Origin of the sequence: Kitasatospora sp. NBC_01266 (genome assembly GCF_036242395.1) — a bacterium.
Taxonomy (GTDB): domain Bacteria; phylum Actinomycetota; class Actinomycetes; order Streptomycetales; family Streptomycetaceae; genus Kitasatospora.
Window position 1 is genome coordinate 1967940 of record NZ_CP108458.1, and the last position, 21717, is coordinate 1989656.

Consider the following 21717-nt stretch of genomic DNA (forward strand, 5'->3'; position numbering starts at 1 on the left):
GTGCGGAGCACCAGCGTACAATGTCACGTTTTGACTGGCCCCTGGGTGGGTCACACCCCCAGGTGTGACCCACCATCATGCCCCTTGACGGTGGGTCAGGGGAATGCGCAGACGGAGTCAGGCCGTCACCCGGTGCCGCCGGTAGAGCTCGGCGGCGACCGCCAGGTCCTGCCAGGCCATCCCGACGCTCTTGAAGAAGCGCGGCCGATCGTCCGGCACCGTCCCCGCCGGGCTCCCGACCGGTGCCGGGCTCCCGACCAGTGCCGGGCTGCCGACCAGCTCAGCGAGGTTGGTCCACTGCTCCGGCCCGGTCACCTCGCCCGCCAGCAGCAGGTCGCCGGCCTCCCGCCGGGCCACCGCGCGTGCCTCCACGTAGCAGGCGGCCCTGGCCACCAGCGCGGTGTCCACCTCACGGCCGGTCGGCGAGTGCGAGCCGACCGCCGCCACCACCGCGTGGTCCGGCACCAGGTCGCCGTCGAAGAGCGGCTCGCTCGCGGTGGTGCAGCAGACCACAAGGTCGCCCCCGGCCACCGCGTCCGCCTGCCCGACGACAGCAGCCACCCCGCGCGCACGGGCGTAGCGGGCCAGTCGCTCGGCCGGCTCGGCCCGCCGGGCCACCACGGTGACCCGCTCCACCGGTCGCACCTCGCACAGCGCGTCCAGGTGCCCGTAGGCCTGCGGCCCGGCCCCGAAGATCACCAGGTGCGCGGCCCCGGGCGCGGCCAGCCGGTCCACCGCCACGGCGGTCACCGCGGGCGTGCGCAGCGCGGTGAGCGCGGCGCCGTCCAGCACGGCGAGCGGCAGCAGGGTGCCCCCGTCCAGCAGCAGGTAGCTACCGGTGATCCGCGGCAGCCCGCGCCCGGGGTTGGCCGGGGCCACCCCAGCGATCTTGACCCCGACGTAGCCCCCCTCCCCGCTCCAGCCCCCCTCCCCGCTTCGGCCGCCGGCCGCGTCACCGCCCCCCAGCGCGGCCGGCATCAGCAGCAGCTCGCCGGCCGGGACAGGGATGTTGCCGCGGGCCGGGCAGGACTCCACCTCCAGCCCGGCCCGCAGCACGGCGGTGATCGCCTCGATGGCCTGACCGCAGGTCAGGTCGACGGGCAGCTCGGCGATCACAGCAGGAACCCCGTACCGAGCGGGTCAGCGGGGTCCAGCACGAACTGGTGCACGCCCGTGCGGTGGGCCTGCCCGGTGACCTCGGTGAGCACTCCGTCCGCCCGCCGGCCGAGCAGGCGGCCGGTGAAGACCGTGCCGACGATCGACTCGTGCCGCAGCTCCTGCTGCCGGCCGAGCCGCCCGTCCTCGGCCAGCAGGGCCAGCCGCGCCGAGGTGCCCGAACCGCACGGCGAGCGGTCGATCTGGCCGTCCGCGAAGACGGTGACGTTGCGCTGGTTGGGACCCACCGGGGTGTCGGGCAGTTCCTGGTGCAGGATCACGCCGTAGAGGTCGTACTCCGCGAGCAGCGCCGCCCGGATCTCGCGCCCGAGCGCGGCGAGCCGGGGCAGTTCGGCGGGCGTCACCGCGTCGACGGCCAGCGAGGCGTAGATGGCGCCGGAGTCGGCCAGGTCGACTTCCAGCGTGCCGAACGAGGTGGCCACCGCTCGCTTGCGAGCCAGCACCCGGGTCGGCACGTTGCGGAAGGCGACGGCCGTGGTGCGCCCACCGCTGCGGTGCACCAGCGCGGTGACCCGGCCGGAGGGCACGTCGATCCGAACGTGGGCGGTACCGTCGGCGGGCGCCGGGACCAGGCCGCTGTCCACCGCCCAGGCGCCCAGCGCGATGGTGCCGTGACCGCAGGCGGTGGAGTAGCCGTCCTTGTGGAAGAAGAGCACCCCCAGGTGCGCCTCGTCATCGTCCGGCGGCACCAGGAACCCGCCGTACATCCCCGCGTGCCCGCGCGGCTCGCGGGTGAGCAGCTGCCGCACGGTGTCCAGCGGGCCGGGCCGGGGGTCGGTGGCGGCGCGGCCCGCGCCGAGCGCGATCGCCCGGCGCTCGGCCACCGAGTCCCCGGGCACCGGCGGCAGGCCGTCGACGACGATCCGGAACGGCTCCCCGGCGGCGTGGTAGTCGACGGTCCGGATCTCCAGCGGCTCCGGCGGCTGCGGCCGGCCCGTCATCAGGCCCCGCCCGCCGGCAGCAGCGACACGGTGCGGCTGGCGGTGTAGAAGTCGAGCGCCGCCTGCCCCTGCTCGCGCGAGCCGTAGGAGGCCGCCTTCGCACCGCCGAACGGCAGGTGGAAGTCGACACCGCTGGAGGGCGCGTTGATCCGGATCATCCCGGCGTCCAGCCGGTCGGCGGCGGCCAGCGCGACGTCCAGCTCCCGGGTGTGCACGGAGGCGGACAGGTTGTGCCGGGTGGCGTTGGCCAGCGCGATCGCCTCGTCCAGGTCGGCGGCGCCCAGCAGCACGGCGACCGGCCCGAAGAACTCCTCGGCCAGCAGCGGATGTCCGGCCGGGACCCGCGCCAGCAGCGTCGGTTCGATGAACCAGCCGTCCCGCTGCGGCAGTTGCCCCCCGGCCAGCAGCTCCGCGCTGCCCTCGACGGCCGAGGCGATCGCCCCGGTCAGCCGCTCCCGGGCAGCCTCGGAGATCACCGGCCCGCTGTCCGCACCGGCCGCGGCCAGCGCCTTGCCCAGCGCCGCCCGCAGCGGTTCCAGCGCGTCACCCACCGCGATCACCCGGCTGGTCGCGGTGCACTTCTGGCCCGCGTAGCCGGCGATCGCGAAGGCCAGCTGGGCGGCGGCCTGCTCGATGTCGGCGTCCGGCAGCACGATCGCCGCGTTCAGCCCGCCCATCTCGGCCTGCACCGGCACCGACCGCTCGGTCGCGGTGCGGATCACGGCCTGCCCGGTGCCGGTGGATCCGGTGAAGGAGACGATGTCGGCGGCCGAGACCACCGCCGCGCCCTCCTCGGCACCGCCCGGCAGCACGGTCAGCACGTCCTCGGGCAGCGCGAGCAGTTCGGCCAGCCGCAGCGCGCAGGCGGTCGCCTCCGGTGCGGGCTTGAGCGCCACCGTGTTGCCGACGGCCAGCGCGGGCGCCGCCTTCCAGACCGGGATGGCGAACGGGAAGTTCCACGGCGTGATCAGCCCGGCCACCCCGTACGGGCGGCGCCGGGTGAGCAGCAGGCCCTGCCCGGCGGCGGTCTCGTGCACGGCGCCGGAGGCCGCGTACGGCGCCTGCGCGTAGTAGCGCAGGATCGCCACCGTGCGGGCCACCTCGCCGCGGGCCTCGCCGAGCGGCTTGCCCACCTCGCGCCCGGCCAGCGCGGCCAGTTCCTCGGCGTGCGCCTCGACGGCCTCGGCCGCCCGCCCGAGCGCGGCCGAGCGGGCGGCGGCACCGGCCGCCAGCCAGCCGGGCTGCGCCGCCCGGGCCCGCTCGACGGCGGCTGCGGCGCCGAAGGCGCCCGGTGCCGGGACCTCGATCACCAGGTCGGCGGGGTTGGCGGGGTTGAACGAACGGACGGTGGCGCTCACAGCAGGAAGCCTCCGGGAAAGGGGTCGGTCGGGTCGAGGAAGTACTGGGCGGTGCCGGTCACCCAGGCGCGTCCCGTGACGGTCGGGATCACGGCCGGGCGACCGGCGACCGCGGTCTCCTCGACCAGCCGGCCGACGAAGCGGGTACCGATGAAGGACTCGTTGACGAAGTCCTGCCCGAGTGGCAGCTCGCCACGCGCGTGCAGCTGGGCCATCCGGGCCGAGGTGCCGGTGCCACAGGGCGACCGGTCGAACCAGCCCGGGTGGATGGCCATCGCGTGCCGGGAGTGCTCGGCAGTCGACCCGGGGGCCAGCAGGTTGACGTGGTGCACGCTGTGGAAGGACGGGTCCTCGGGGTGCACCGGGCGGGCCTCGGAGGCGTTGATGGCGTCCATCAGGGCCAGGCCGGCGGCGAGCATCTCCTGCTTGCGCTCGCGTTCGAAGGGCAGCCCGAAGGCGGCCAGCGGCAGAATCGCGTAGAAGTTGCCGCCGTAGGCGAGGTCGTAGCCGACCGTCCCCCAGCCCGGCACCTCGATCTTCTGGTCGATCGCGACCGCGTAGGAGGCCACGTTGCGGATGGTGACGGCGGTGGCAGCCCCGTCCGACACCTGCACCTCGGCGGTGACCAGGCCGGCGGGGGTGTCCAGCCGCACCGTGGTGACCGGCTCGACCACCGGCACCATGCCGGTCTCCACCAGCACGGTGGCCACGCCGATGGTGCCGTGGCCGCACATCGGCAGCAGGCCGGAGACCTCGATGAAGAGCACCCCGTAGTCGGCGTCCGGGCGGGTCGGCGGCTGCAGGATCGCACCGCTCATCGAGGCGTGGCCGCGCGGCTCGTACATCAGCAGGGTGCGGAAGTGGTCCAGGTGCTGCTGGAAGTGGACCCGGCGTTCGGCCATCGTGGCGCCGGGGATGACACCGAAGCCACCGGTGATGACCCGGGTGGGCATGCCCTCGGTGTGGGAGTCGACGGCGTGGAAGACGTGCCGGGTGCGCATGGGTGACCCTTCGTCAGCAGGTATGAAGGTGGCGGGTGATGGGGCCGGCCGCCGGTGACGGCGACCGGCGGCCGGTCAGCTCAGGCCCTCGGCGAGCGCCTTCTCGGTGGCGGCCCGGACGGCGGCCTCCACCTGCGGGGTGAGCGGGGTGCGCGGCGGGCGGACCGGGCCGCCGGGCAGGCCCGCGATGTCCATCGAGAGCTTGATCGCCTGCACGAACTCGGTCTTGGAGTCCCAGCGCAGCAGCGGGTGCAGCGCCCGGTAGAGCGGCAGCGCGATCTGCAGGTCCTGCGCGACGGCGGCCCGGTAGAGCGCGACCGAGGCCTCGGGCAGCGCGTTCGGGTAGCCGGCGATCCAGCCCACCGCGCCGGCCAGGGCGAGTTCGAGCAGCACGTCGTCGGCGCCGATCAGCAGGTCCAGGCCCGGGGCCAGCTCGGCGATCTGGTAAGCGCGCCGGACGTCGCCGCTGAACTCCTTGACGGCCACGATGCTGCCCTCGCCGTGCAGTTCGGCGAGCAGTTCGGGGACCAGGTCGACCTTGGTGTCGATCGGGTTGTTGTACGCGACCACCGGCAGGCCCGCCTTGGCGACCTCGGCGTAGTGTGCGCGCACCGCGTCGGCGTCCGCGCGGTAGGCGTTGGGCGGCAGCAGCAGCACCGAGCCGGCGCCGGCCTCGGCGGCCTGCTCGGCCCAGCGGCGGGACTCGGCGCTGCCGTACGCCGCCACGCCCGGCATCACCCGGGCCCCGTCGCCGGCCGCCTCGACGGCGGTGCTGACCACCCTGGCGCGCTCCTCGGCGGTCAGCGTCTGGTACTCGCCGAGCGAGCCGTTGGGGACCACGCCGTCGCACCCGGCGTCGATCAGACGGCGGACGTGCTCGGCGTAGGCGTCGTAGTCGACGGAGAGGTCCGAACGCAGTGGCAGTGCGGTGGCGACCATGATGCCGCGCCACGGACGGGTGCTGTCGTGCTGGGGGTGGGTCACGAGCGTTTCTCCTTGGTGAGGTGTGACATTTTATGAAGGCTCGGCCGGACGGCGCAAGAGGACAGGCGGCGCTGCCCGGGAACCCGATGCGGCCGACCCGCGCCCCCACCGAAGCTGCCCCGGCGGGGGCGCGCCGAACCGGCCCGGCCGGGGCACCGTTCGGTCGGGCCTACGGCAACTGCGCCAGCTCACCCAGCCGGACGGGGCAGGAGAGCGGACGGCGGTCGGCGGACGGCTCGGACATGCCGGCCAAGACGGCCACCGCGGGCCCGCACATCCGGCCCTGGCACCAGCCCATCCCGGCCCGGGTGAGCAGCTTGACGGTGCGTGCGTCGGTGGCGCCCAGCTCCTCGACGGCCTCGGTGATCCGCTGCGCCGGCACCTCCTCGCAGCGGCAGACCTCGGTGTCCGGGCGCAGCCACCCCGGCCAGCCGGCGCCGGGGCGGTGGGCGGCGGCCATCAGCTCGGCGAAGCCGCGCAACCGCCGCCGCCGGGCCAGCAGCGCGACCGGCGGCTGCGGGTCACCGGCGATCGCCAGGGCGGCCAGCTCCCCCTCGGCCAGCGCCAGCTCGGCGCCACCGACACCGCAGGTCTCCCCCGCCGCCCAGAGCCCGGGCACGGTGGTGCGCTGGCGGGCGTCGACCCGCAGCGCCAGGGTCCCGTCGGGCACCGGCCGGGTCTCGGCGCCCAGCTCGGTGGCCAGCTCCAGCTGCGGCACCAGGCCGTGGCCCACGGCGAGCGCGTCGCAGGCGATCCGGCGCTCGGTGCCCGGTACCGGCCGCCAGTCGGCGTCCAGCCGAGCCACCGTCACGGCGGTCACCCGCTCGGTGCCGTGCGCCTCGACGACCGCGCTCGCGCGGTGCAGCCGCACCGCGTGCCGGGCCAGCGCGACGCCGTGCGTGACACCCTCGCCCAGCTTGCCGGGGACGGCGGCGAGCACACCGGGGCGGCGGGCGTAGCCGAGGTAGTCGCCGGCCTCGACCACGGCGGGCACCCGGGCTCCGGCGGCGGTCAGCGAGGCGGCGGCGGCCAGCAGCAGCGGGCCGCTGCCGGCCACCACGATCCGGCGCCCGGGCAGCACCAGGCCGGCCTTGAGCATCGCCTGCGCGCCGCCCGCGGTGACCACGCCCGGCAGCGTCCAGCCGGGAAACGGCAGCTGGCGCTCGTAGGCACCGGTGGCGAGCAGCACGGCCGCGGCCGTCAGCTGACTGGTCCGCTCACCGGTGCTCGCGTGCAGCCGCCAGTGCGGACGGTCGGCGGCGTCGGTCCCGCCGCCGGCCGGGTCGGCCTCCAGCAGGAAGACGTGATGATCGCTCAGCAGCCTGATCCGGCCCGCCTGCCGGTGCGCGGCCAGCCGGTCGGCGAGTGCGGTGAAGGTGGACCAGTGGTGGTGCAGCCGGTCGGGACGAGCGGCGCCCAGTTCAGGGGCCGGGTGGCGGTAGTACTGGCCCCCGGGGCGGGCCCCCGCGTCCAGCAGCGCGCAGCGCAGCCCCCGGTCGGCGGCGGCCACCGCACCGGCCAGCCCGGCCGGGCCCGCGCCGATCACGGCCAGGTCGTAGCGGTCACGGCGCTCGTGGCGGTCGGCGCCGGCAGCGGCGTCAGGCGAGGTCGAGGTCGGCACGGCCGTGGCCCTCCTGGGTGGTGACGGTGGTGCCGGGGGCGGCCGGCAGCAGGCAGGTGCGCTGGTTGGGCTGCCCGTCGACGGTGGCCAGGCAGTCGTAGCAGGCGCCGATCCCGCAGAACGCCCCACGCGGCCGGCCGGCGATCCGGGTGCTGCGCCAGGCCAGGATGCCCTGCGCCCAGAGCGCGGCGGCGATGCTCTGACCGGGCAGCGCGGGGATCGGGCGGCCGTCGAACTCGATGGTGTGGGCCGGTCCGGGTTCGGCCGCCGCCAGGGAGGCCGGGGTTCGGCGCATGGGTGAGGGTCCGTTCTGCGCGGGGGTGGGATGGCGAGGGCCCGGGGCCCTCAGGAGGCGAACCGCTCGGGGCGGAAGGGCGCCAGGTCGAGTTCGGGTACGGCGCCGGTCAGCTGCCCGGCGATCAGCCGTCCGGTGGCCGGCGCCAGCCCGATGCCCGCGCCCTCGTGGCCGCAGGCGTGGTAGAGCCCGGGCGCGCGCGGGTCGGCGCCGATCGCCGGCAGGTGGTCCGGCAGGTAGGGGCGGAAGCCCCGGTAGGTGCGCAGCACCTTGACCCCGGCCAGCACCGGGAAGAGCGCGGCCGCCTGGGCGGCCAGTCGGCGCAGCGCCTCGGTGGAGACCCGGCGGTCGAAGCCGACCCGCTCCCGGGTCGCCCCGATCAGCACCGACCCGGCCGGGGTGCCCTCGACCACGCCCGAGCTCTGCAGCGCGGCCGAGCCGCTGGCCACGTCGGCCACGTAGTCGGCGGCGTAGACCTTGTGCCGGACCAGGCGCGGTAGCGGCTCGGTGACCAGCACGAAGCCGCGCCGGGGCAGCACGGGCAGCTGCGTGCCGGCGAGCGCGGCGATCTCCCCGCCCCAGGTGCCGGCCGCGTTGACCACCGCGCCGGCCGCGAGCGTGCGACGCGGGGTGCGCACCGCGCGCACCGCGCCGTCGGCCCCGGTGACCACAGCGATCACCTGTTCGCCGAGGTACAGCTCGGCGCCCGCGCGGCGGGCGGCGCGCAGCAGGTGGGCGGCGGCCAGCGCCGGCTGCACCTGGGCGTCCTCGGGGTAGTGGAAGCCGCCGGCCAGCCCGGGCGCCAGATGCGGCTCGTACTTCGCCAACTGGTCGGCGGCGACCTCGTGGGCCGTCACCCCGGCCGCCGTCTGCTGGGCCGCGAAGGCCCGCAGCGCCTGCTGGCCCGCCGGGTCGGCCGCGACCACCAGGCCGCCCTTGGGCTCGTACTCGATCGCCGCGGGCAGCTCCCCCGCCAGCTCGGTCCAGAGCCGGGCGGAGAGCTGGGCAAGGGAGAGTTCCGGTCCGGGCGCCTTGTCGGAGAGCAGCAGGTTGCCCTCCCCCGCGCCGGTGGTGCCGCCGGCCACCGGCCCGCGGTCCACCACGGCGACGGTCAGCCCGGCCCGGACGGCGTAGTACGCGCAGGCGGCGCCGACGACGCCGGCGCCGATCACCACGACGTCATGGGAGGGGTTCGTGAGCACGGCAGTAATATGTCACATTGCTGATGCGCTGCCAAGCATGCCGCGGCGCACGGCCGGTCTATACCACCGGTCGACCCCGGCCATCCCGGACAGCCCATCGATCCGCCGACACACTGATACGCCGGTGCCCCGGCTCGCATCCGCGAACCGGGGCACCGTCAGCTCGGGGCCGACGCTCCGTCAGGTGATGTCGTCGTCCACCTGCTCGCCGCGCGCCGCCGGGACCGAGGCCACCGGGGTGGGCGAAGCACCCTCCGGGGCGGAGGCGGCCACCGACTCCGCGCCCTCGACCGCCGTGACCGACAGGTCCAGGTGCGAGGCCTCCTCGTCCGACAGGCCGGCGTCCGGGTTGCGGCGCTGCCTGCGACGGTCGTTCAGCAGCGCGAAGCCGACCGCCATGAAGTAGAGGATCCAGATCGGCGAGGCCAGCGCCAGCATGCTGATCGGGTCCGCGCTGGGCGTGGCCACCGCCGCGAAGACGGTGATCGCCATCACCATGCCGCGCCACCAGCCGAGCATCCGCTTGCCGGTGAGCACCCCGCCGATGTTCAGCATCACCAGCAGCAGCGGGAACTCGAAGGCCAGGCCGAAGACCAGCAGCATCCGGGTGGCGATGTTGAGGTAGTTGTCCACCGGCAGGATCTGCTGCGCCCCGATCGGGGTGAACGAGCCCAGCACCTCCAGGGTGGTCGGCAGCAGCAGGAAGGCGCAGGTGACGCCGCCCAGGAAGAGCGGAGTGCCCAGGCCCAGGAAGGTCAGCGAGTAGCGCCGCTCGTGCTTGTGCAGGCCGGGCGAGATGAACGCCCACGCCTGGTAGAGCCAGACTGGGACGGAGGCCACCAGGCCGGCCAGCAGGCAGACCTTCAGGGTGAGGTTGAACGGCTGCGTCACGCCGATCACCGCCACCTGGGCGCAGTGCTTCACCCCGGGCTTGGGCTGACCGTTGGGCAGGCAGGCCGGCAGCGGCTTCATCAGGAAGTGCAGCAGCTGGTCCCTGAAGAACGCCGCCACGATCATGCACAGCACGATCGCCAGGACCGACTTGACCAGCCGGTTGCGCAGCTCGCGCAGGTGATCCCCGAGGGACATCCGTCCGTCGGTGTTCTTGGGCGGCTTGGAAGACTTGCTCAACCCCGGTCCTTGAAACTCGTGCGGCGTGGCGCGCCGGGCGGCGGGCCACCGGGTGGGACCGGCCGGACGCTCAGCGCGTGCGGCCGGTTCGCTGCTCGTCGGTCGGCCGCGCCGAGGACGCGGCGCCGGGAGCGGCCTTGATGGTCAGCGTCGGGTCCGGCACCACCGCGGGCGGTTCGACCGGCTCCTTCGCCTCCTTGGCGAACTCCTCCCGCAGGGCCGAGGTCTCGCTCTTCAGGATGCGCATCGAACGTCCCACCGCACGGGCCAGAGCGGGCAGCCGCTTGCCGCCGAAGAAGACCGCCGCCATCAGGATGATGATCAGGAACGCCAGGATCCTGCCCATGGACGACTACCTTCTGGCTCGGCGCGGTGCCCCGGGTCCGCGCGGGACCCCGGCCGCTGGTGGACGGGACGGTCAGCGGCCCGCCAGACGCTCGCGGGCCACGGTGAGAGCCTAACCCGCGCACTGTGGCCGCAGGAGACCCCCGGGTTCACCAGAGGGTGAAGTTTGGCCGTCAGCGCTTGCGGACCGACCACACAACCGTGGTCACGGGGCGATCGCGCCGCCGTGCTCGCGGCGCCGCCGCACGGCCGTCAGCCCCGCGCGCTCTCGCCCAGTTCCTCCGCCGCCCCGGCCAGCGCCCGAGCGGCGGTGTCCACCTGCTCGGCCAGCCCCCGCACGTCCAGCCAGAGCCGCAGCGCGAGCACCCCGAGCACCAGCAGCCCGGCGGTGGCCAGGCCCACCGCCGCCATCACCAGCCAGGTCGCGGTCACCCCTCCACCACCTGGAGCAGCCGGATGGTGGAGACGCCCGCACCGGTCAGCGCCTCGACGATCTTCTCCCCGGCCGGCTTGCGCACCGCCGCCCCGCAGGCGGGGCAGGTGAAGCTGTAGAAGGTGCGCTCCTTGGTGCGCCCGAGCGCCAGCCGGAACTCGGCGGCGGCCAGCTCCACCTTCTCCCGGCACTGCGAGCAGTAGACCTTGAATCTGGTGCCGGCCGCGGCGTCCTCGGTCACGGCTGCTCCTGGTACCCGGCCAGGGCCGCCAGGGCCGCCGCCTTGGCCTGCTCGGCCAGCGGGGCCGGAGCCACGATCCGCCCGTCCCGGCCCAGTCGCAGCGCCAGGGTGCGCAGGCCCAGCGGATCCGAGCTGCGCAGGGTGATCCGCAGCCCGCCGTCCGGCAGTTCCTCGGCCAGGTCGTGGGTGTAGTACTCGGCCACCCAGCGCCCGGCGGGACCCACCTCGACCACCACCTCGGGGTCGTCGGCAGCCGGGTTGACCAGGCCCTGGGAGAGGTCGCGCCGCTCCAGCCGGGGCGGGTCGGCCGGCTCGTCCAGCACCTTGATCTCGGCCACCCGGTCCAGCCGGAAGAGCCGGCGGTCCTCGGAGGTGCGGCACCAGCCGTCCAGGTAGGTGTGGCCCTCCGTCAGCAGCCGGATCGGGTCCACCTCGCGTTCGCTCATCCCGCCGCGCCCGTGCGAGTAGTAGCGCAGCCAGATCCGCCGGCCCTCGCTCAGCGCCCGGTCGATGTCGGCGAAGACCTGGCCCTCGGCCTCGAAGGTCACCCCGACCCGGGCACTGCCCTCGGCACTCTCCCCCGCCGCGTTCTCGATCTTGACGACGGCCCGGGTGAGCGCCTGCCGGTCCCGCTCACGCAGTCCCGGCAGACCCGCCACCGCCCGCGCGGCGACCAGCAGCGCGGTGGCCTCGTCGGCCGCCAGCCGCAGCGGCTGGGCCACGTCGTCGACGTTGTGCCACCAGATCCGCTCGCCGTCGGTGTCGATGTCCAGCAGGTCGCCGCCGCGGAAGCTGGTGCCGCACATCGGCAGCACGTTCAGGTCCGCGATCAGCTCGCGCTCGCTGATCCCGAACGCCCGGGCCACCTCGGCGACCTCGGCTCCGGGACGCTCCCGCAGGTAGGTGACCAGCGAGAGCATCCGCCGGGTCTGGTCGATGGCGTTGCTCATCGCAGTTCTCCCTCAACAGCGGCATCCCGCACCGGCACGGCCGGCGTGGGCAGACCGGCCACCGCGCGCAGCCGGTCGATGACGTCGGCCCGCAGCTCCTCGGGCGCCAGCACCACCAGGTCGGGCCCGTACTCGGCCAGGTCCGCGCCCAGCCCGTGCCCGTACGGGATCTCCAGCTCGTCCCAGTCCTCGTCCAGCCCGCGGGTGGCCAGCGCCTTGGTGCGCAGCGGGAAGCCCGCGCCGCGCCGCAGCCGCACGGTGGCGGAGGCGGTGGCACCCTCACCGGCGAACCGGGCGACGTAGGCGCGCACGTCCACGTGCTCGGGCACCGGGGCGGTGAAGGCGGCCGAGCGGGAGCGGACCTTGCCGGTGATCCGGCTGAGCCGGAAGACCCGCACCGCACCGCGATCGCGGTCCCAGCCGGCCAGGTACCAGTGGCCGCGCCAGCACTCCAGCGCCCACGGCTCCACCGAGCGCGGCTCGGTGAGGGCGGCGCCGGCCTTGCGGTAGTCGAAGGAGACCGGACGGCGGTCCCGGGCGGCGATCAGCAGCGGCTCGAAGGCCGCCTCGCGGACCGGGATGTAGGGCTCCAGAGCGGTGCGGCCCTCGGCGCCGTCCTCGTCGAACGGGACGCCGGCCGCGCGCAGCTTCTGCAGCGCGCCACTGGCCGCGCCGGAGAGCCGGGCCTGCTGCCAGACCTTGGCGGCCAGGCTCAGCGCGGCGGCCTCCTCGGCGTCCAGCGCGATCTCCGGCAGCCGGTTGCGGTCCCGCCGGGCCAGGTAGCCGGCCTCGCCGTCCAGGGTGTTCTCGTCGACGTCGATCACCAGGCCCAGCTCGCGCAGGTCGTCCTTGTCCCGCTCGAACATCCGGTTGAAGGCGTCCTCACTGCCGGACTGCCAGGCCTCCCGGTAGGCCTCGACGGACTCCCGCAGCTCCCGCTTGGAGAGCGGCCGTCTGGTGTTCATCAGGCACAGGGCGAGGTTCATCAGCCGCTCTGCCTTGGCGATCGCCATCGCTGACCCTTCATCGTCGTTGCGTCCCGGGAATCCCGGCGGACCCGACCGTACCGGTAGCGAGTCCCACGGCGAAAGCCGAGGCGGCCGCACCCCCGGCCCGGGAGTGCGGCCGCCTCGGCCGATCGGTCCGACGGACCGTCAGACGTTGATCAGGTCGACCACGAAGATCAGGGTCGAGTTCGGCGGGATCGCCGGGGTCGGCGACTGCTTGCCGTAGCCCAGGTGCGCGGGGATGGTCAGCTTGCGACGGCCGCCCACCTTCATGCCCTGGACGCCCTGGTCCCAGCCCTTGATGACCCGGCCGCCGCCCAGCGGGAACCGGAAGGTCGAGCCGCGGTTCCAGCTCGCGTCGAACTCCTCGCCGGTCTCGAAGGTCACGCCGACGTAGTGCACCTCGACATTCGCGCCGGCCTTGGCCTCGGCGCCGGTGCCGACCTCGATGTCCTCGATGAGCAGCTCGGCCGGAGCCTCGCCACCGGGGAAGTCGATCTCGGGCTTCGTCTTCTCGCTCACAACTACCTCTTCTCATCAGCCGCCTGAGGCGGCCTCACATCAGTCCACACAGCACGGCGGCGGATCCGCCGCACGAAGGCTCCGCCGGGAACCACCGTACGGGCATCCGCCGCCCGTGCAGATCAGGCCCGGCCGCGGGTCGCCCCGCCGGCCGGAAGCCCCCATCCTGCCATCACTGGCCGCCGCCGCCGGAGCCCTGCCCCGCGTCCAGGATGTCGATCACGAAGACCAGCGAGGCGTTGGCCGGGATGCCGCTGCCGGCCGGCGGCTGCGCCCCGTAGGCCTGCGCGGCCGGGATCACCAGCTCGATCCGGCTGCCCACGTTCTGGCCGATCACACCCTTGTCCCAGCCGGGGATGACCTGGCCGCCGCCGGTGACGAAGCTGAACGCCTGGCCCTTCTCCACCGAGGAGTCGAACTTCTTGCCGTCCTTCAGGGTCACCCCGGTGTACTGGACGACGACCTCCTCGCCGCTCTCCACCTTCGGGCCCTTGCCCTGGATCAGCACCGCGGTCTTCAGGTCGGTCGGGTCGGTGACGCCCGCCGGCGGGGTGATGGTGTCGGCGGTCTTGCCACCGTTGACCTTGACCTGCGGGAAGTCGGCCGACGGCTCGGTCATGTCGCCGCTCACCCGGGCGTCCGGCGCGTTCACCCGCTCGATGTCGATCACCAGCACCAGGGTGTCCTTGGGACCCAGGCCCAGCTGCGAGTTGCCCTGGTCGCCGAAGGCCGCCGCCGGCGGGGCGACCACCAGCACCCGGCTGCCGGCCTTCTGGCCCACCAGGGTGGCGTCCAGCGCCGGGATCACCTGCCCGGTACCGGGCTGCAGGATCAGCGGCTTGCCCTGGTCGTAGGAGCCCGGGATGTCCTTGCCGGTCTGCCAGTCCTTGAGGGTGAAGTCGGCGGAGACCCAGTCGCCCTTGTTGACCTTGGCGCCGGTGCCCTCGGTGAGCGGCTTGACCACGAAGGTGCCTTCCGGGGCCTCCTTCGGCAGCGTGATGGTCGCCTTGGTGCCGAAGTCGCCGGCGACCGTGGGCAGCACCTTGGCGTCGGTCTTGATCGGCGGCACCGGGGCCTGGGTCGGCGAGGGCGGGGTGCTCGGCGTGGCGGTGGCCGCGTCCGAGGCCTTGGCCGCCTTGTCGTTGTGCTGGTTCACGACGTAGAGGCCGACGCCGCTGCCGACCAGCAGCAGGGTGATCACCACCCCGAGGATCACGCCCAGCTTGCCGCCGCCGCCCACGTTCTCGTAGTCGGCCTCGGAGATCTCCTGCTTGCGCACCGTGGAGGCGAAGACCTGCGCCTCCTCCGGCTTGGCGGCGCCCGGGACCGGCGGGGTGCTCTCGCCGGGCTTGGTCCAGCCCGCCTGCTGCTTGAGAATCGACGGCGGGATCACGATCGACTCGCCATCGCCGGGCAGCGGGCCTCCGGGCCTGGGCGCCGCCGGGTCGGCGACAGCGCCGCTCGCGGTGTCGGCCTCGCTCGGGCCCGACGGATTCTCAGCCATTTCTCCCCATCCTCGCCATCAGATCGCTCGCCGCTGTGCGAATCGCCAGCAGTATGTCAGCTCGCCATGAGCACGGGCACTCTCGAGTGTGCATGACACACCGGGAGTACCCGCGCGCGTGACGAATCCGTGCCGACGAAACAGCCGTGGTCAGACAGCTTCCAGGATGTCGATGACGAAGACCAGAGTGGAGTTGGCCGGAATTCCGCTCTGCGGACTCGCGCCGTAGCCCAGCGACGGCGGGATCACCAGCATCACCCGGCTGCCCACCGGCTGCCCGACCAGACCCTGGTCCCAGCCCGGGATCACGCTGCCGGTACCCACCTGCAGCGCCTGCGCCCCGCCGTGGCTCCACGAGGAGTCGAACTGCTGCCCGTTGCTGTACAGCACCCCGGTGTACTGCACCAGCACGGTCTGGCCGGACTGCACCGGCTTGCCGTCCCCCTTGATCAGCACCGTGGTCTGCAGCGAGGTCGGAGCCGGCTGCCCGGCCGGGATGGTGATCGTCGGCGCGGCCTTGCCGTTGTCCTTGACCTGCGGCTGGTTGGCCGGCGGCTCGGTCATCGTCCCGGTCACCACCGCGTCCTGCGGCACCGCCTCCATGATGTCCAGCGCGAACACCACGGTCTCGTCCTTGCCGACCCCGAGCTGCTGGTTGCCCGTGCTCCCGAAGGCCGTCGCCGGCGGCGCCACCACCAGCACCCGGCTGCCCACCTTCTTGCCCACCACGCTCTGGTCGAAGGCCGGCACCAGCTGCCCGATCCCCGCCTGGTAGAGCTGCGGCTTGGCGCCGGCGTCGTAGGAGCTCGGCAGGTCCTTGCCGGTGGTCCAGTCCTTGGCGGTGTAGTTGACAGTCACCCAGTCGTTCTTGTTGACCGTCGGCCCGTCGCCCTCGGAGACCGTGCTGACCACGAACTGGCCGCTGGGCTGCCCGGTCAGCGTGATGGTGGCCTTCTTGCCGAAGTCCCCGCTGACCGTCGGCATCGGCGAGGCGGAGCCCACCGGACTGGGCACGCTCGGCGCGGCACTGGTCGGCGACGCGGACGGCCCCGCCTTCGTAGTGGTGCTGCTGCTGCACGCGGCGAGCACCAGCATCGGCAGGAGTACGAGCAGTCCGGCTCTGCGGCGCACGGCAGTCCTCACGGTCGGTCACATTTACGGATCGGTAAACGTGATCAGCCTAGAACCAGCGCGCCCCGCCTCCATCGGAGGCGGGGCCGCGGCGACCGGATTAACCCTCTTCTCAGCCGATCACACCTGTCACCTGTCAGCCGATCACATGCCGGCGATCAGCTTCTCCACCCGCTCGTCCACCGAACGGAACGGGTCCTTGCAGAGCACCGTGCGCTGCGCCTGGTCGTTCAGCTTCAGGTGGACCCAGTCCACCGTGAAGTCCCGCCGCTGCTCCTGCGCCTTGCGGATGAAGTCACCGCGCAGCCGGGCCCGGGTGGTCTGCGGCGGCACCGACTTGGCCTCGAAGACCTTCAGGTCGGTGGTCACCCGCTGCGCCTGCCCCTTGTTCTGCAGCAGGTAGAAGAGGCCGCGGCGCCGGTGGATGTCGTGGTACGCGAGGTCGATCTGGGCGACCCGCGGGTTGGACATGCTCATCTGGTGCTTCTCCCGGTACCGCTCGATCAGCTGGTACTTCATGATCCAGTCGATCTCGTTGCCGGCCTTGGCCAGGTCCTCGGTGCGCACCGCCTCCAGCGTGCGGCCCCACAGCTCCAGCACCCGGCCGACCGTGCCGGTGTTCAGCCCCTTGCGGTCGGCGAACTCCAGCGCCTTCCCGTAGTACTCCTCCTGGATCTCCAGCGCGCTCGCCTCCCGCCCGTTGGCCAGGCGCACCTGGTGACGGCCGGTCAGGTCGTGGCTGACCTCGCGGATCGCCCGGATCGGGTTCTCCAGCGTCAGGTCCCGCATCACCACGCCCGCCTCGATCAGGCGCAGCACCAGGTCGGTGGCGCCCACCTTGAGCAGGGTGGTGGTCTCCGACATGTTGGAGTCGCCGACGATCACGTGCAGCCGCCGGTAGCGCTCGGCGTCCGCGTGCGGCTCGTCGCGGGTGTTGATGATCGGCCGCGAACGGGTGGTCGCCGAGCTGACGCCCTCCCAGATGTGCTCGGCCCGCTGGCTGACGCAGAAGACCGCGCCACGCGGGGTCTGCAGCACCTTGCCCGCCCCGCAGATCAGCTGCCGGGTCACCAGGAACGGGATCAGCACGTCCGCCAGCCGGGAGAACTCCCCGTGCCGGGCCACCAGGTAGTTCTCGTGGCAACCGTAGGAGTTGCCGGCCGAGTCGGTGTTGTTCTTGAAGAGGTAGACGTCCCCCGCGATGCCTTCCTCGTGCAGGCGCCGTTCGGCGTCCACCAGGAGGCCCTCGAGGATCCGCTCGCCGGCCTTGTCGTGCGTCACCAACTCGGTGACGTCATCACACTCCGGAGTGGCGTACTCGGGGTGCGAACCGACATCGAGGTACAGGCGAGCGCCATTGCGCAGGAACACATTGCTGCTGCGGCCCCAGGAAACTACGCGGCGGAAGAGGTACCTGGCCACCTCGTCCGGAGACAGACGCCGTTGTCCCCGGAACGTACACGTGACGCCGTACTCGTTCTCCAGCCCGAAAATTCGGCGGTCCATGCCTGGACTTTACGCTTTTGGCGGGGATCTGAAACCGTTTCGGCGACGCCAATCGGATCACGATCCGTGCTGGGCCCATCACCCGCGGGTCATCCGGCAAATCATCCCGCGCGTCGTGCACGAGTCATTCGCGAGCACGCCGGTGGGGTGCGGCGGTCGGCCCGTCGCACCCCACCCGGTGACCCGCTGTCACTCCGTGCTGCCGGACTCCTCGGTGGCGGAGTCGGTGGCGGAGCCGGCGGCGGTCGTGGTGCTCTCCGCATCCACGTCGGCGTCGGCGTCCGCGCCGGCCGTGGCGTCGCCGCTCAGCAGCCGGCTCAGCTGGGCACCCAGGATCCGCTTGAACTTGCGCTGCTGGGGCCGCCGCCGGTCCAGCACCGCCACCTCCAGCTGCTCCGGGGTCAGGGTGCGCGGGCTGCCGCCGTTGGGGTCGCGGGCCAGCGACTCGACGGCCACCTTGAGCGCCTCGGCCAGGCTCATCCCGACCTGGTGGCGCTGCCCGAGGTAGTTCCCGATCGAGTCGGCGTTGCCGCCGACCACCACCGAGTTCTGCTCGTCGACCACCGACCCGTCGGGGGTGAGCCGGTAGATCTGGTCGTCCTCGGGGCCCTTGCCCACCTCGGCGACGATCAGCTCCACCTCGTACGGCTTCTCGCCGACCGAGGAGAAGATGGTGCCCAGGGTCTGGGCGTAGACGTTGGCCAGCCCCCGGGCCGTCACATCGGCCCGGTCGTAGGAGTAGCCGCGCAGGTCGGCGTAGCGCACGCCGCCGATCCGCAGGTTCTCGAACTCGTTGTAGCGGCCGACCGCGGCGAAGGCGATCTTGTCGTAGATCTCGGACACCTTGTGCAGCGCCCGGGAGGTGTTCTCGGCCACGAAGACGATGCCGTCGGCGTAGGTGAGCACGACCACGCTGCGGCCACGCGCGATGCCCTTGCGGGCGTACTCCGCGCGGTCCGCCATGGCCTGCTGCGGCGAGACGTAGAACGGTGTGGACACCGGCTGGTCATCCCCTTCTGGTGATGTTCGGCGGACTAGAGGAGCGGGGCCTGGGGACCGTCGGGCTGGCTGCGGCGGTGCTCGGTGATCGACTGCGCGATCTCGCCCACCTCCTGCTCGGAGAGCCGGCGGAAGCCGTCCTCGGTGATCAGCGAGACGATCGGGAAGATCCGGCGGGCCAGGTCGGGACCGCCGGTGGCGGAGTCGTCGTCGGCCGCGTCGTACAGCGCCTGGACCACCAGGGTCGCGGCCTGATCGGCCGTCAGGTCGCTGCGGTAGAGCTTCTTGAGCGAGCCGCGGGCGAAGACCGAACCGGAGCCGGTCGCGGCGAAGTTGCGCTCCTCCGAGCGCCCGCCGGTGACGTCGTAGGTGAAGATCCGCCCACGCCCGAGGTCCAGGTCGTACCCGGCGAAGAGCGGCACCACGGCCAGCCCCTGCATCGCCATGCCCAGGTTGCCCCGGATCATGGTGGTCAGCCGGTTGGCCTTGCCCTCCAGCGAGAGCACGGTGCCCTCGATCTTCTCGTAGTGCTCCAGCTCCAGCTGGAACAGCCGCACCATCTCGACCGCGAGCCCCGCGGTGCCGGCGATGCCGACCGCGCTGTACTCGTCGGCCGGGAAGACCTTCTCGATGTCGCGCTGGGCGATCACGTTGCCCATGGTGGCGCGCCGGTCGCCGGCGATCACCACGCCGCCGTCGAAGACCGCCGAGACGATGGTCGTCCCGTGCGGCGCCTCGATGGTCAGCCCCTCGGGCAGGCTGCGGCCGCCGGGCAGCAGCTGCGGCGAGTGCTCCGCCAGGAAGTCCATGAAGGAGGAGGACCCGGGGGTCAGGAAGGCAGCCGGTAGACGCCCGGTGCCACGAGTGTTGGCTTCCACACGATTCCTTCCAGGTAGTCGGCAGCCCGCCGGAGCGCGTCGGGCCGGTCTCGCATCTGCCCCGGCGCCGCGTTGCACGCGAAGCAGAGGATGCCACGGACCCTACCCGTTTCGTGGTCGTGATCCACATGCTCGGCGGGTTTGTCCGAACAGATCGGACAGCTGCCGGCCCGGGCTGCGAGCATGGCCTGGAGGTCCGCTTCGGTCATGCCGCAAGTGCGGCGAAAACAGCTCTCGCGATTCCGCGCGGAGCGGCCGAGCTTGCCGTACGGCGCGCGGCCGCTCGGGGCACCTGGACTCGCGGCTTCGGAACCTTGCCACTGGCCGGCTGACGCTGGTCACAATAGGACGCGCTGCAGGCGCGGCAAGCCGCCTGCAGCCCGTTCCACCTCGACCGATTCCTGGCGAAATCAGCGGCCGGCAATGTCCGCCTGCATTTCGAGCAACGAGCCTCGGAATGCAGTTCGGTCACCTATTACTCCCCGCCCTTTTGAACGAAGCCCCGAACAAAATCCTCGGCGTTCGACTCGAGCACTTCATCGATTTCGTCCAGAACCGAGTCCACGTCCTCGCTCAGCTTCTCCTGGCGCTCCTTGAGCTCCTCGGACTGCTGCGCCTCCGCGGTCTGCTCCTCGACCTCTTCCGAGGAGCGGTTCGCCCGCTGCTGGCCGCCGTCGGTGTCCTTGGTCGCCATGTCCCTCACCCCGCTCGCATTCGTCTGGCACGGTTGGTCGGTCCGGGCTTGCTGCTCAGACCCTATACACCGGGTGGCGCATGGCGCTGCCCGTTTGCGACGCGTCCGCGCGAGCGGCGCGGACGCGTGAGGTCGCCGATGACTGGTCCACTCTGTTCAACGTCGGGACGACACCTGGATGATTCCCCGTCAGCCACCCGTTCACCCGTGGTGAGCGGATCATCACCCGCCGCTCAGGACCCGGACCAGCTCCTCGGCGGTGCGGCAGCGGTCGAGCAGTTCCTTGACGTGGTTGCGGGTGCCGCGCAGGGGTTCCAGGGTGGGGACCCGCTGGAGCGAGTCGCGGCCCGGCAGGTCGAAGATGACCGAGTCCCAGGAGGCCGCCGCGACGTGCTCGGCGTACTGGTCCAGGCAGCGGCCGCGGAAGTAGGCCCGGGTGTCGTCCGGGGGCTGGTGGACGGCGCGCAGCACCTCCTCCTCGGTCACCAGGCGCTCGAACCGGCCGCGGGCGACCAGGCGGTTGTAGAGGCCCTTCTCGGCGCGCACGTCGCTGTACTGGAGGTCGACCAGGTGCAGCCGGGGGTTGTCCCAGTCCAGGCCGTCGCGCTGGCGGTAGCCCTCCAGCAGCTCCTTCTTGGCGACCCAGTCGAGCTGCCTGGACAGGCTCATCGGGTCGCGCTCCAGCTTGCCGAGCACCACCTCCCAGCGGGTCAGCACGTCCTTGGTCTGCTCGTCGGCGTCGTGGCCGTAGCGGTCCTCGACGTACTTGCGGGCCAGTTCGTAGTACTCCATCTGGAGCTGCACGGCGGTGAGCTTGCGGCCGTTGCGCAGTGTGATCAGGTACTGCAGCTCGTGGTCGTGGGAGACCCGGTGCAGGGTGCGCACCGGCTGGTCGACGGCGAGGTCGACGGCGATGAAGCCCTCTTCGATCATGGACAGCACCAGCGAGGTGGTGCCGAGCTTGAGGTAGGTGGAGATCTCCGAGAGGTTGGCGTCGCCGATGATCACGTGCAGCCGGCGGTACTTCTCGGCGTCGGCGTGCGGCTCGTCGCGGGTGTTGATGATCGGGCGCTTGAGCGTGGTCTCCAGGCCGACCTCGACCTCGAAGTAGTCGGCCCGCTGGCTGAGCTGGAAGCCGTGCGCGGAGCCGTCCTGGCCGATGCCGACCCGCCCCGCGCCGGTGACCACCGGGCGGGAGACGAAGAACGGGGTGAGGTGGCGCACGATGTCGGCGAACGGGGTGGCCCGCTGCATCAGGTAGTTCTCGTGGGTGCCGTAGGAGGCGCCCTTGTTGTCGGTGTTGTTCTTGTACAGGTGGATGTTCTGCCCGTTGGGCAGCTCCAGGGCGCGGGCCGCCGCCTCGGCCATGATCCGCTCGCCGGCCTTGTCCCAGAGCACGGCGTCCCGCGGGTTGGTGACCTCGGGCGAGCTGTACTCGGGGTGCGCGTGGTCGACGTAGAAGCGGGCCCCGTTGGTGAGGATGATGTTGGCCAGGCCGATGTCCTCGTCGGTCAGCTGGCTGGCGTCGGCCACCTCCCGGGCGAGGTCGAACCCCCTCGCGTCCCGCAGCGGGTTCTCCTCCTCGAAGTCCCAGCGGGCGCGCCGCGCCCGGTGCATCGCCGCCGCGTAGGCGTTGACGATCTGGGACGAGGTGAGCATGGCGTTGGCGTTGGGGTGTCCGGGTACGGAGATCCCGTACTCGGTCTCGATGCCCATCACGCGCCTTACGGTCATGCGGCCCTCCTTGCCCCGTCGCCCCGCCCCGTGCGGGCGGGGCACCGACGTCCCTGCTGTGCCA

The 21717-nt window shown here is 72.8% G+C and carries 23 protein-coding genes; all 23 read right to left on the reverse strand.

Features of this window, described 5'->3' with window-relative positions:
- Positions 1 to 117 precede the first annotated feature (117 nt).
- Positions 118 to 1116 carry an ornithine cyclodeaminase family protein gene (locus OG403_RS08045; RefSeq protein ID WP_329562651.1) on the reverse strand — a complete coding sequence of 333 codons (999 nt, stop codon included), beginning with the start codon at positions 1114 to 1116 and terminating at the stop codon, positions 118 to 120.
- The gene (locus OG403_RS08050; RefSeq protein WP_329562653.1) at positions 1113 to 2117 is read right to left on the reverse strand and encodes a proline racemase family protein; all 1005 of its coding nucleotides are present in this window, start codon (positions 2115 to 2117) and stop codon (positions 1113 to 1115) included. The genes OG403_RS08045 and OG403_RS08050 overlap by 4 nt, the downstream gene beginning before the upstream one ends.
- Positions 2117 to 3475 carry an aldehyde dehydrogenase family protein gene (locus tag OG403_RS08055; RefSeq protein WP_329562655.1) on the reverse strand — a complete coding sequence of 453 codons (1359 nt, stop codon included), beginning with the start codon at positions 3473 to 3475 and terminating at the stop codon, positions 2117 to 2119. The genes OG403_RS08050 and OG403_RS08055 overlap by 1 nt, the downstream gene beginning before the upstream one ends.
- Positions 3472 to 4476: a proline racemase family protein gene (locus OG403_RS08060; RefSeq protein ID WP_329562656.1), complete on the reverse strand. Its 1005-nt coding sequence runs from the start codon at positions 4474 to 4476 to the stop codon at positions 3472 to 3474. Before OG403_RS08060 ends, OG403_RS08055 begins: the two co-directional genes overlap by 4 nt.
- A gap of 75 nt (positions 4477 to 4551) precedes the next feature.
- Positions 4552 to 5415: a dihydrodipicolinate synthase family protein gene (locus tag OG403_RS08065; protein ID WP_329572176.1), complete on the reverse strand. Its 864-nt coding sequence runs from the start codon at positions 5413 to 5415 to the stop codon at positions 4552 to 4554.
- A gap of 214 nt (positions 5416 to 5629) precedes the next feature.
- A complete protein-coding gene (locus OG403_RS08070; RefSeq protein ID WP_329562658.1) occupies positions 5630 to 7081 on the reverse strand; it encodes an FAD/NAD(P)-dependent oxidoreductase in 1452 nt (483 codons plus the stop codon).
- Positions 7059 to 7376, reverse strand: a complete 318-nt coding sequence (locus tag OG403_RS08075; RefSeq protein ID WP_329562660.1) for a (2Fe-2S)-binding protein — start codon at positions 7374 to 7376, stop codon at positions 7059 to 7061. The genes OG403_RS08070 and OG403_RS08075 overlap by 23 nt, the downstream gene beginning before the upstream one ends.
- 50 nt (positions 7377 to 7426) lie before the next feature.
- Positions 7427 to 8578: an NAD(P)/FAD-dependent oxidoreductase gene (locus OG403_RS08080; RefSeq protein ID WP_329562662.1), complete on the reverse strand. Its 1152-nt coding sequence runs from the start codon at positions 8576 to 8578 to the stop codon at positions 7427 to 7429.
- A 180-nt stretch (positions 8579 to 8758) separates the two neighbouring features.
- On the reverse strand, positions 8759 to 9709 hold the full coding sequence (gene tatC / locus OG403_RS08085) for a twin-arginine translocase subunit TatC (RefSeq protein ID WP_329562664.1): 951 nt from the start codon (positions 9707 to 9709) through the stop codon (positions 8759 to 8761).
- Between the two features lie 70 nt (positions 9710 to 9779).
- Positions 9780 to 10055 carry a twin-arginine translocase TatA/TatE family subunit gene (locus tag OG403_RS08090; protein WP_329562666.1) on the reverse strand — a complete coding sequence of 92 codons (276 nt, stop codon included), beginning with the start codon at positions 10053 to 10055 and terminating at the stop codon, positions 9780 to 9782.
- Between the two features lie 251 nt (positions 10056 to 10306).
- Positions 10307 to 10486, reverse strand: coding sequence for a hypothetical protein (locus tag OG403_RS08095; protein ID WP_329562667.1), 180 nt, complete (start codon positions 10484 to 10486; stop codon positions 10307 to 10309).
- The gene (locus OG403_RS08100) at positions 10483 to 10728 is read right to left on the reverse strand and encodes a hypothetical protein (RefSeq protein WP_329562669.1); all 246 of its coding nucleotides are present in this window, start codon (positions 10726 to 10728) and stop codon (positions 10483 to 10485) included. Before OG403_RS08100 ends, OG403_RS08095 begins: the two co-directional genes overlap by 4 nt.
- A complete protein-coding gene (locus tag OG403_RS08105; protein ID WP_329562671.1) occupies positions 10725 to 11678 on the reverse strand; it encodes a helix-turn-helix transcriptional regulator in 954 nt (317 codons plus the stop codon). The genes OG403_RS08100 and OG403_RS08105 overlap by 4 nt, the downstream gene beginning before the upstream one ends.
- On the reverse strand, positions 11675 to 12691 hold the full coding sequence (locus OG403_RS08110; protein WP_329562673.1) for a helix-turn-helix transcriptional regulator: 1017 nt from the start codon (positions 12689 to 12691) through the stop codon (positions 11675 to 11677). The genes OG403_RS08105 and OG403_RS08110 overlap by 4 nt, the downstream gene beginning before the upstream one ends.
- Positions 12692 to 12832: 141 nt before the next feature.
- Positions 12833 to 13207 carry an FKBP-type peptidyl-prolyl cis-trans isomerase gene (locus OG403_RS08115; protein WP_329562675.1) on the reverse strand — a complete coding sequence of 125 codons (375 nt, stop codon included), beginning with the start codon at positions 13205 to 13207 and terminating at the stop codon, positions 12833 to 12835.
- A gap of 172 nt (positions 13208 to 13379) precedes the next feature.
- A complete protein-coding gene (locus tag OG403_RS08120) occupies positions 13380 to 14711 on the reverse strand; it encodes an FKBP-type peptidyl-prolyl cis-trans isomerase (RefSeq protein WP_329562676.1) in 1332 nt (443 codons plus the stop codon).
- A gap of 150 nt (positions 14712 to 14861) precedes the next feature.
- On the reverse strand, positions 14862 to 15854 hold the full coding sequence (locus OG403_RS08125; protein ID WP_329562678.1) for an FKBP-type peptidyl-prolyl cis-trans isomerase: 993 nt from the start codon (positions 15852 to 15854) through the stop codon (positions 14862 to 14864).
- 132 nt (positions 15855 to 15986) lie between these two features.
- Entirely contained in the window at positions 15987 to 17348 is a 1362-nt protein-coding gene (gene pafA, locus OG403_RS08130) for a Pup--protein ligase (RefSeq protein WP_329562680.1), read from the reverse strand.
- Positions 17349 to 17537: 189 nt separating this feature from the next.
- Positions 17538 to 18347, reverse strand: coding sequence for a proteasome subunit alpha (gene prcA, locus OG403_RS08135; protein WP_329562682.1), 810 nt, complete (start codon positions 18345 to 18347; stop codon positions 17538 to 17540).
- A 35-nt stretch (positions 18348 to 18382) separates the two neighbouring features.
- Positions 18383 to 19225, reverse strand: coding sequence for a proteasome subunit beta (gene prcB / locus OG403_RS08140; protein ID WP_329562683.1), 843 nt, complete (start codon positions 19223 to 19225; stop codon positions 18383 to 18385).
- Entirely contained in the window at positions 19177 to 19434 is a 258-nt protein-coding gene (locus OG403_RS08145; RefSeq protein WP_329562685.1) for an endonuclease VII domain-containing protein, read from the reverse strand. Before OG403_RS08145 ends, prcB begins: the two co-directional genes overlap by 49 nt.
- A 266-nt stretch (positions 19435 to 19700) precedes the next feature.
- Positions 19701 to 19919, reverse strand: a complete 219-nt coding sequence (locus OG403_RS08150; RefSeq protein ID WP_329562687.1) for a ubiquitin-like protein Pup — start codon at positions 19917 to 19919, stop codon at positions 19701 to 19703.
- Between the two features lie 222 nt (positions 19920 to 20141).
- Entirely contained in the window at positions 20142 to 21653 is a 1512-nt protein-coding gene (gene dop / locus OG403_RS08155) for a depupylase/deamidase Dop (protein WP_329562689.1), read from the reverse strand.
- Positions 21654 to 21717 lie beyond the last annotated feature (64 nt).